Genomic DNA, 8,748 nt, shown 5'->3' with positions numbered 1-8,748 from the left:
TGATGAATGAGATTTTCATAAGTCTGAAACCGGAATTTGCCGAACTTGTTAGGAAAAGGAAACTAACAGTGATTTAACGGAAAATTGCTCGGCTCGTGTTTTTTCCAAATCGCACTTCGCGCAACTTTCCATGATTTCTTGTGTCGGTCTCAATGAGTGTGCAGGCAGAAAGTTAAATATAGTCCCCAGTCTGTTCTCTTCGTATATGACGGTAGAATCTGAATTAGAAGTGGCATTAAAAAATTCTTGGAGTAGGGAAACCAGTTCAGATCCTGAACACTGGACGCCGGACAATCCTGCATGGGGGCAGTGCGCCGTAACTGCTTTAGTGGTGAATGATTATTTAGGCGGTGAGATAGTTCGGGCTGACGCGATCTTGCCTGATGGTAGATGGGTGCCTCATTATTTTAACAGGATTGAAAATGTGGAAAGAGATTTTACGAGGTCCCAATTTCCTGAAGGAACAACGATTCCGCAGGGTGTTCCTAAGCTGAAAGGGTTTTCTTCAACAAGAGAATATGTCTTATCAAATCCTATGACGCGGCAAAGATATGAAGTATTAAAACAGAGAGTCCGAGCGTTTTTGGAATAGTTTTCTGTCTTGCGTCATGCTGCGCCCGCGCTCCGGCAGGTTCCCCGTTTGCTCACCTGGGTGGCGATGTCGTTTCAGCGCTCTGTCGTGTAGCGTTCAGGAGGGCTCTTTCACTTCTCTGACCATTGCCTCATAGCGTATCGTAGTGGTGGAAAGGCGAATGTGGAGAATGCTGCCATGCTTGTTTGTACGGTGGCTGATGCAATTGCGGGGTCCCAGCCTTGTTTTTGCAAGTGGTATTGGCCCCAGAATCGTCCAAGGGCGTACAGTCCTTCTAAGAGTAGTATGTATCCCACGTATTCCATTGCTTTTTTTGCTCTTCTTTTTTTCTTGATTTTTTTGTTTTTATCGTTTAGGGTTTTTCTGTCTCTGTACAGGAGCTGGAGAATCATGGTTCCCCAATAGCTTCCCATGTCTAGTGCTGTTGCTATTCCTGAAATGGCGGCGTCTGAGTCTAAAAAGTGTGGGGCGTAATGGGAGAATGCTGCTGCTGCTCCAACTGCTATGCCGCAGGCTACGACGTGATTTGCCATCGTTGGCCATTCTTCTTTGAATGCTTTTCTTAGCCAACGCTCCTTGGTTTCTTGTTCCAGTTTTCCTTCGAGATTATCTTCCACACAGCCAGTTATTACTCAATAGTTTATATGGTTTCCTGAATGGGGGGTTTCTTGAGCTCCAAGACGTTCTTCGGATGTTGCTTTGCCGGTGCGTTCTTCTTTTTCAGTTCGCTCAGAGGAGCGGGTTCGTGCTGGCGGTTGTGTGAACGTTCGTTTCTTACCGGCCGCGGAGGGGAGTGTCAGAAAACCACAATATTTATATAGGGATCATTCTGAGGAAGAAGAGGAAAAAGAGGTGGAAGTGGTTGCAGAAGAATCGTTTCGTATGGAAGATCGCCGGCGAGGCAGGGCACGGGATCATGAGTGCCGGCGCAATTTTTTCTACCGTGATGTTTCGTAGTGGCCTTGAAGTGTTTTGCAACACGGAGCATCCGAGTTTGATTCGCGGGGGGCATAACACGTACACGGTAAGGGTTGAAGAAGGGCCGTTGTTCTCGCAGATTCGCTTGGTAGATTTGCTTGTCGCGCTTAATCGTGCCGCGTTGGAGAAGCACCAGTCGGAGTTGACGCCGGGAGGTGCGGTGGTGTTCGACGGAGAGAAGCTCAACGTGGAGCAGTACCGTGATGACGTGCTCTTGGTCGGGGTTCCTCTCGCTCGTTTCGCAAAGGAAATGGGCGGGTCTGAGGTGATGATGAACCTCGTGGCAATTGGTGCGTCGTTGGCTTTGCTCAAGATGGACCTCTCCGAGCTTGACCGTTTTGTTGAGCAATGGTTTAGCAAGAAAGGAGACGCGGTAGTCTTGGCGAATAAGAAAGCCGCAAAGGCGGGGTTTGACTTTGTGAAGGAGCACGTTGACGCCGGATCGTTTGTGCACGAGGCGTGCAGGGTTGAGCGTGACGATGCGAGGATCCTCATTAGCGGGAACCACGCCGTGTGCCTCGGCGCGCTCAAGGCGGGGGTGAAGTTCGTGGGCGAGTATCCTATGACGCCTTCCTCGTCGGTTTTGCATTACATGGCCGCGCATGATCAGAAGTTTAAGTTGGTGCTCAAACACACGGAGGACGAGCTCGCCGCGATTACGATGAGCCTTGGCGCTTCTTTTGCGGGGGTTCGTGCGATGACGTGCACGTCCGGCGGGGGTTTTTCGCTCATGACTGAGGCGTTGGGCCTGGCAGGGATGGCTGAGGTGCCGATTGTGGTTGTGAACGTGAGCAGGCCCGGCCCGAGTACAGGGCTTCCGACGAGGACGGGCCAGGAGGATTTGCGTTTTATGATGCACGCCTCGCAGGGTGAGTTCCCCCGGGTCGTGCTCGCGCCGGGCGATCCTGGCGAGTTTTTTTATCACACGTTCCACGCGTTTAACTTGGCAGAGAAGTATCAGTTGCCGGTGATTATTCTCTCGGATAAGTTTGCGGGGGAGAGTCCGCAGAGCTGGCCGCGCTTTGATGATCATCACGGCTTGAAGGTTGAGCGGGGGAAGTTGTTGCAGACGCGCGAGGAAGTCGCCCGGGTTCAGCCCTTCAAGCGTTTTGCCTTTACTGAGGATGGCGTTTCTCCTCGGACGAGGCCGGGCGTTGAGGGCGGCATTCATCGTATCACGGGGAATGAACATAACGAGTTCGGCGCGCCCGAGGAGGATGCAGGGAACCGGCGTGCAATGGTTGAGAAGCGATTTCGCAAGCTTGAGGCGCTCAAAAGAGAGCTGCCGCTTCCTCAATTGTACGGGCCGAAGGACGCTGACGTGACTATTATCGCGTGGGGGTCTACCAAGGGGGCGGTGCGCCAGGCGATGGCGTGGCTGGAAGAGGAAGGCGTACGGGTGAATTTTTTGCATTTCATCTATATCATGCCGTTTCCTCGCGAGTTCGCTGCCACCTTCTTGCGTGAAGGGGTGAAGAAGACGTTGCTCGTTGAGGGGAATTACCTTGGCCAATTCGGGAGTGTGCTGAAAGAAGAGGTCGGGTTTGAGCCTGACGCGTTCCTGCACAAGTACGACGGGCGACCGATATACCCTGAAGAGGTTGTGGAGAAGGTCAGGGAGGTGTTAGGATGAGTGAGATAACGGTTGGAACGTTTACGACAAAGTCGTTCCCGACGTGGTGTCCCGGGTGCGGTGATTTTGGCATCTTGACTGCGCTCAAGCACGCCTTGGCAGATTTGCAGATTCCGCCGCACATGGTCGCGCTCGCTTCCGGGATTGGTTGCTCATCCAAGCTTCCGCACTGGCTTGAAACCTATGGTTTTCACAGCATTCACGGAAGGAGCGTGCCTGTCGCGACGGGTATTCGCTTGGCGAACCATAAGCTCCACGTCATCGCCATCGCGGGCGATGGGGACTTGTACGGGCTTGGAATGGGGCATTTCATCCACGCCCTTCGGCGCAACCTCAACATCACCTTGATCGTGCACGACAATCAAATTTACGGTTTGACGAAGGGGCAGACGTCCCCGACGAGCGATAAGGGGTTTCACAGCAAGTCAACGCCGTTTGGCGTTATCGAGCCAAAAATCAATCCGATCGCGCTTGCTCTCGCGGCCGATGCTACGTTCGTCGCGCGTGGCTTCGCGGGCGATATTAAGCACTTGACCTGGGTGATGGAAGAGGCTATCAAGCATGAAGGGTTTGCGTTTATTGATGTGGCGCAGCCGTGCGTCACCTTTAATCATTTGAATACGTACCAGTGGTTTCGGGAGAGGATCTACAAGCTCGAGGAAGAAAACGGGTACGACAAGGGGAACAAAGAAATGGCGTTTGTCAAGGCGCTAGAGTGGGGGGAGAAGATTCCTATTGGCGTGTTTTTCCAAAAGCGCATGCCCACCTATGAAGAGCAGCTCCCGCAGCTTGCTGACGGTCCCTTGGCTGAGTCGCGTATTGAGGACATTGATATTTCTTCAGCACTCGATGAGCACACGTGAAGCATATCGCTTCGCTGGTTGGCTTGTTAGTGGTTCACAAAGGATGGGGTGTTTTGTTTTCTTGCTCAGTCCTCCAGAAGTTTTTTAAATAAAGCGGTGTTGCAGGCGCTTGCGAATGGGTTCGGAGAGGCGAGGAGAACGTTGAGAGGTAAGCGTGTGTATGGGTAATGCGATGTTGGAGACGGCCAAGCTTCGCTTGCGTGACGCGCTGGAGAAGAGCAAGATTGATGCTGAAACAAGAATCCTTCTTGAGCATCCGAAGCGCGTTGTTGATGTTGCCATTCCGGTGAGGATGGACAATGGCAAGCTCGAAGTGTTTCGTGGGTATAGGGTGCAGTATAGTGACGCCAGAGGCCCGACAAAGGGAGGTATTCGTTTTCATCCCCAGGTTGATCTTGACGAGGTGAAGGCGCTCGCGCTGCTCATGACGCTCAAGTGCGGCGTGGTGAGCCTTCCGTTCGGTGGCGCGAAGGGAGGGGTTGTTGTTGATCCGAAAAAGCTATCCCCTACTGAGCTCGAGCGCCTCAGTCGTGGCTACATCTCGGCGCTGTTCGACGTCATTGGGGAAGACACGGATATTCCTGCTCCTGACGTGTACACGAACCCGACGATTATGGGCTGGATGGCAGATGAGTATGCAAGGCTGAGGCGAAAGTACGTTCCTGCTATAATCACAGGCAAGCCGTTGCCGCTTGGCGGGAGCAAGGGGCGCGAGGTTGCGACTTCGATGGGCGCGTTCATTGTTTTGCAAGAGGCAGTGAAGCGTGTCGGGAAGACCCCTGCGGAGACCACGGTTGCGGTGCAGGGGTTTGGCAATGCAGGGTATCACTTGGCTAGGTTTTTGCACGATGCCGGCTTTCGTGTCGTGGCGGTGAGCGATTCTCGCGGCGGCGTTTATTTTGAAGAGGGGCTGGACCCGCAGCATCTTTGGGAAGTGAAGAAGAAGAGCGGGGTGGTTGATGAAGTCATCGTGCACGGCGCCTTGAAGAAGGAGAAGGGTGCGAAGAAGATTTCAAACAAGGAACTCTTGGAGCTTGACGTTGATGTCTTGGTTCCCGCGGCGCTTGAGAGCGTGATAACTGAGGAGAATGTGGGTCGCGTTAAGGCAGGGGTTGTTGTTGAGGTCGCGAATGGCCCGGTCACGTACGAGGCGGGAAAGGAGTTGACGAAGCGCGGTGTCTTGGTCATCCCCGACATTCTCGCCAACGCGGGCGGGGTAACGGTGTCGTACTTTGAGTGGGTGCAGAACCGCCAGGGGTGGTATTGGACGGAGGAAGAGGTTTTTTCTCGGCTGGAGGAGCGCATGAAGCGAGAGTTTGAAGTAGTGCACGCCTTGGCGGACCGGCATGGCGGGGATTGGTACTTGGCTGCGTTCATGCTCGCGGTGCAGCGTGTTGCAGAGGCTGTTGAATCGAAGGGTTCTGAGGACTTGTTTCTTAAGCTGTAAAACTCGTCCTTGGCTCGCTGTCTCCTTGGTCTGCTGGTTTCTTCGGTGCGCAAAGCAGAACAAGGATACCAAAAATTTTTAAACAAAGAGGGTGAGAAGGTGTTTGTATGGAGGCGTACCGGTGCGAGCATTGCGGGGCGGTGGTGAAGTCCGAGCCGAAGGTGTGTCCCTTGTGTTATGCGAAGAAGGGGTTTGTGAAGGTGGACGTTGATGATCCTCCCCGAGATGATGAGTTTACGAAAAAATACGAAGAAGTAGTTGAAGCGCTGGAGAAGTACGAGGAAGGAGCGCCGCATGAAAAGGCGTGTTTTGGCGACGAGGATTGAAGGCGGCGGGTGAAGAAGAGAAAACGTTCCCTCGGGGCGGGCGTGTTTAGTTGTTTCTCATTTTTTGGAACGTTTCGACGAGGTCGATCATGTACTTGCCGTCTTCGAGGCGGTAGATGAGCGGTTGCTTTTTTTTGAAGAGGTTGACCAGGTCGAGTTCGAAAACGCCTGGTTTGAGAACGTTGACGCTTTCGATGTCGAGCACGATTGGTTTTTCTTTGTCAATGGTGTCTCCGATGAGGTCGTAGACGTCTTTTTCGATTTGTTCTTTTTCTTTCTTGGTGAGTTGTGATTGTCGGTTTTTGAGTTCTTCAAAGCGTTCTTTTCTGATGAAGAAGAAGAATTTTCCAGAGCAGTGAGAGCAGCCTTGGAGGATTTCCTTGGAGCCGTCAGGGAAGAGGGTTCCGCACTTGACGCATTGGTGTGGCATAGTACGTTATTTTTTTCTATTTTTTCTTTGATCCTCGCTGGACAGAGTCTTCAGTGATGAGCTGGATTTTGTCAGGGTCTTGCTTGATTTTCTTGACGATTTTTGCAGGGCCGATGATGGTAAAGCCGGTGCGGTTTCCTAAGAGGAGGTTGACGAGGGTGTTGCGAAGGCGCTTGATGATGGGGTCGTCTTTTCGTTCAGGATAAATGACGCTGAGTTCGATTCCTTTGAAGCTGTCGTCGATTTCCTCCATGGTTTTCCTGATGAGTTCTGCTTCTTCGTGGGGCTTGAGCCTGCCTTCGAGCAGGACGATTTTGCTTTCCTTAACGGAGTGGAGGAGCTTGCTGATACGATCTGCTGAGCTGAGGCGTTCAATTTCGACGTGAGGGATGAACTGGAGGGTTATCATGGTGCTGGCCTTGTCGTGTTGTTGCTTCTCGCTTTTCTTTGTTTAGGTCTATTCACGTGTGTATTATTGTTTTGTGAGTTCGAAGAGTTTTTCGTAGAACTCCTCGATGTTTTTTCCGTATTTTGCTGAGATGCCGATGACCTCGTATTGTGGGAAGGCCGCCTGGACTTTTTTGATGTCTGCTTTTTTGAGGTCGATTTTGTTGGCGACGATAAGGACCGGGACTTTTCTTGCCTCCAAGTTTCCGAGGATGGTGATGTTAACTTGGGAGTAGGGGTCTTTTGTCGCGTCGAGGACGACGATGACGCAGTCCATGTCGTCGAGCCACTTGATGGCGTCAATGACGCCCTTGGTTGCTTCCTTGGCGCGCTTTTTGGCCTCGTCTTCACTCATCTTTGCTTTGAGGAAGTCTTCGTAATCAATGCGGGTGGCAATGCCCGGCGTGTCGACGAGGTTGAACGTGAGTTCTTTGCCCTTGCTCTTAATGGTGACTTGCTCCTTGATTTGTATTTCGCGGGTCTCGTGGGCGACGCTCGAGACGCTGCCCATCTCTTCCCCAAGCCAGTCTTTGCAGATCTTGTTGGCGAGGGTGGTTTTCCCTCCGTTAGGGGGGCCGTAGAGGCCGAGTTTGATGTCTTTTCTGTTTTTAAAGAGATTTCTGAAGACTTTATTAACCAGGCCGCGTAACGCTTTGAGCATACACCTCTCGCCCCCGCTTTGTGTATTTAAACCTTTTGCTTTCTCTGCTTTCCCAGAAGAAAACGTCTGTGCTTGAAGAAAGGCTTTTTTTTATGGGGCTGCGGCTTGGTTGTCCCAGCAGGAGAGTCCGCCCTTGGTGAGTTTGTCGGCGGCGGTGGCAATATCCCTTGCAAGAGGCGTGCTTCCTGCAGGGGAGGTGTGGTCGCCTTTGAAGACAGGGTAGTGGTAGACGAAGCCAGAGTGTGGCGTGGCTGCCGTCCATTTCGTGATGGCGTACCGGTCAGGCCTGGGCAGGGGAGGGTGGAGTTTGAACTTTGCGAGGAGGAACGTCTGCCCTCGCCAGCCAGACCCGTCGTCTTCTGCGTAGGGGAGTTTGTTTCCTTGCGTGAGGAAGACGTATTCGTCATTGTTTTGCATGTCTGTTAATGAGTCGTCAGTGATTGCTATTGCTCGCTGTTGGCAGTAGTTTTCTATGTTGCAGTCTGAAAAGGTGGTTCCAAAAACGCCGTGGGGGTGTTTCTTTCCGGTTATGAAGATGGTCCCGCCGTTTTTCACGAAGTCCTCAAAGATTGCTTCGTCGGCGTCGTTGAGGGTTTTGTCTGGTTCGAGGATGATGACGCCGTACTGCTCGAGGTTTGCGACGAGTTCGTTCATGCCTCCCGCGTTGCACGAGTCGTAGCCAGGGTCGGAAGGGTCGAGGGGGTAGTCTTTGCAGTACTTGTCCAGGCGGTCGCCGACGGTATTCTCAAGTTCGTTTTCCAAGGGGCTGAGCTTGTTGTAATCCCCTCGCCAGTAGTACGCGACGGGAAGTGGTTCTCTTGCCGTGAGAGGATCGATGCGTGCTGTTTTGTTGTTTATTTGGGTGATGCGGTTTTCTCCTTGGCAGATGGTTCCGGTTACGTTGATGGGGAGGAAGACGATGAATTCTTCTTCTCCGGCTCGGATGATGAGTTCTTGCTCGTCCACGATGGTGGCGTTGTAGGGTGTTCCTTCAATGGTTGAGGGGAGGGTGAAGGTGCGAGCGTAGCCTTCATGAACGGTTTGTGCGAGTTGGATTTCGTTGAGGATTCTGCTCGCGGCTTGCTCCATGACGTTTCTTGCGTGTGCGTTTTCTGCTTGGACGAGTCGCTTTTGGAGGACGATCGAGAATATGGCGAAGACGATGATCATAAAGCTTATGAGGAGGACGAATTCAATGCTTGCTTGGCCTCGGCCCCGGCGTGTAGCCTGGCTCGGGAATCGTATGTGTTTCTTGCGTGTTGTGTGTGCGGTGGTGTTGGGGGTTGGCTTCATCGTTCTTTGCTCGTCGTTTACGAGGGTGCTTGGTGCTTTTTTTATTCTTCTTTTTTTCGGTTTTTTTTTCTTCTTTTT

10 protein-coding genes are annotated in these 8,748 nt (G+C 52.3%); 5 read left to right on the top strand and 5 right to left on the bottom strand.

Features of this window, described 5'->3' with window-relative positions; all coding sequences use genetic code 11:
• Positions 1 to 205 precede the first annotated feature (205 nt).
• A complete protein-coding gene (locus D6783_06180; GenBank protein ID RME51992.1) occupies positions 206 to 592 on the top strand; it encodes a hypothetical protein in 387 nt (128 codons plus the stop codon).
• Between the two features lie 110 nt (positions 593 to 702).
• On the opposite strand, the gene D6783_06175 is transcribed toward D6783_06180, so the two are convergent.
• Positions 703 to 1,209 carry a hypothetical protein gene (locus D6783_06175; GenBank protein ID RME51991.1) on the bottom strand — a complete coding sequence of 169 codons (507 nt, stop codon included), beginning with the start codon at positions 1,207 to 1,209 and terminating at the stop codon, positions 703 to 705.
• 176 nt (positions 1,210 to 1,385) lie between these two features.
• Here D6783_06175 and D6783_06170 point away from each other — a divergent pair, with 176 nt between their 5' ends.
• From D6783_06170 to D6783_06155, 4 genes are all read left to right on the top strand, one after another.
• On the top strand, positions 1,386 to 3,203 hold the full coding sequence (locus tag D6783_06170; GenBank protein ID RME51990.1) for a 2-oxoacid:acceptor oxidoreductase subunit alpha: 1,818 nt from the start codon (positions 1,386 to 1,388) through the stop codon (positions 3,201 to 3,203).
• A complete protein-coding gene (locus tag D6783_06165; protein ID RME51989.1) occupies positions 3,200 to 4,066 on the top strand; it encodes a 2-oxoacid:ferredoxin oxidoreductase subunit beta in 867 nt (288 codons plus the stop codon). The genes D6783_06170 and D6783_06165 overlap by 4 nt, the downstream gene beginning before the upstream one ends.
• A gap of 160 nt (positions 4,067 to 4,226) precedes the next feature.
• On the top strand, positions 4,227 to 5,513 hold the full coding sequence (locus tag D6783_06160; protein ID RME51988.1) for a Glu/Leu/Phe/Val dehydrogenase: 1,287 nt from the start codon (positions 4,227 to 4,229) through the stop codon (positions 5,511 to 5,513).
• A 107-nt stretch (positions 5,514 to 5,620) separates the two neighbouring features.
• Positions 5,621 to 5,839 carry a hypothetical protein gene (locus tag D6783_06155; protein ID RME51987.1) on the top strand — a complete coding sequence of 73 codons (219 nt, stop codon included), beginning with the start codon at positions 5,621 to 5,623 and terminating at the stop codon, positions 5,837 to 5,839.
• 46 nt (positions 5,840 to 5,885) lie between these two features.
• Here the strand turns inward: D6783_06155 and D6783_06150 are convergent, their stop codons facing one another.
• The 4 genes from D6783_06150 to D6783_06135 all read right to left on the bottom strand — a co-directional run.
• The gene (locus D6783_06150; GenBank protein ID RME51986.1) at positions 5,886 to 6,269 is read right to left on the bottom strand and encodes a hypothetical protein; all 384 of its coding nucleotides are present in this window, start codon (positions 6,267 to 6,269) and stop codon (positions 5,886 to 5,888) included.
• A gap of 16 nt (positions 6,270 to 6,285) precedes the next feature.
• The gene (locus tag D6783_06145; GenBank protein RME51985.1) at positions 6,286 to 6,678 is read right to left on the bottom strand and encodes a DUF2073 domain-containing protein; all 393 of its coding nucleotides are present in this window, start codon (positions 6,676 to 6,678) and stop codon (positions 6,286 to 6,288) included.
• 63 nt (positions 6,679 to 6,741) lie between these two features.
• Complete coding sequence (locus D6783_06140) at positions 6,742 to 7,377, bottom strand: GTP-binding protein (GenBank protein RME51984.1); 636 nt, start codon at positions 7,375 to 7,377, stop codon at positions 6,742 to 6,744.
• Between the two features lie 90 nt (positions 7,378 to 7,467).
• A partial coding sequence (locus tag D6783_06135; protein ID RME51983.1) for a pilus assembly protein occupies positions 7,468 to 8,748 on the bottom strand: 1,281 nt, incomplete at its 5' end.

This window comes from Candidatus Woesearchaeota archaeon, assembly GCA_003694805.1.
Lineage (GTDB): Archaea > Nanobdellota > Nanobdellia > Woesearchaeales > J110 > J110.
Note: the sequence above shows the minus strand (reverse complement) of the source record. Positions and strands in the feature narration are given on the sequence as shown.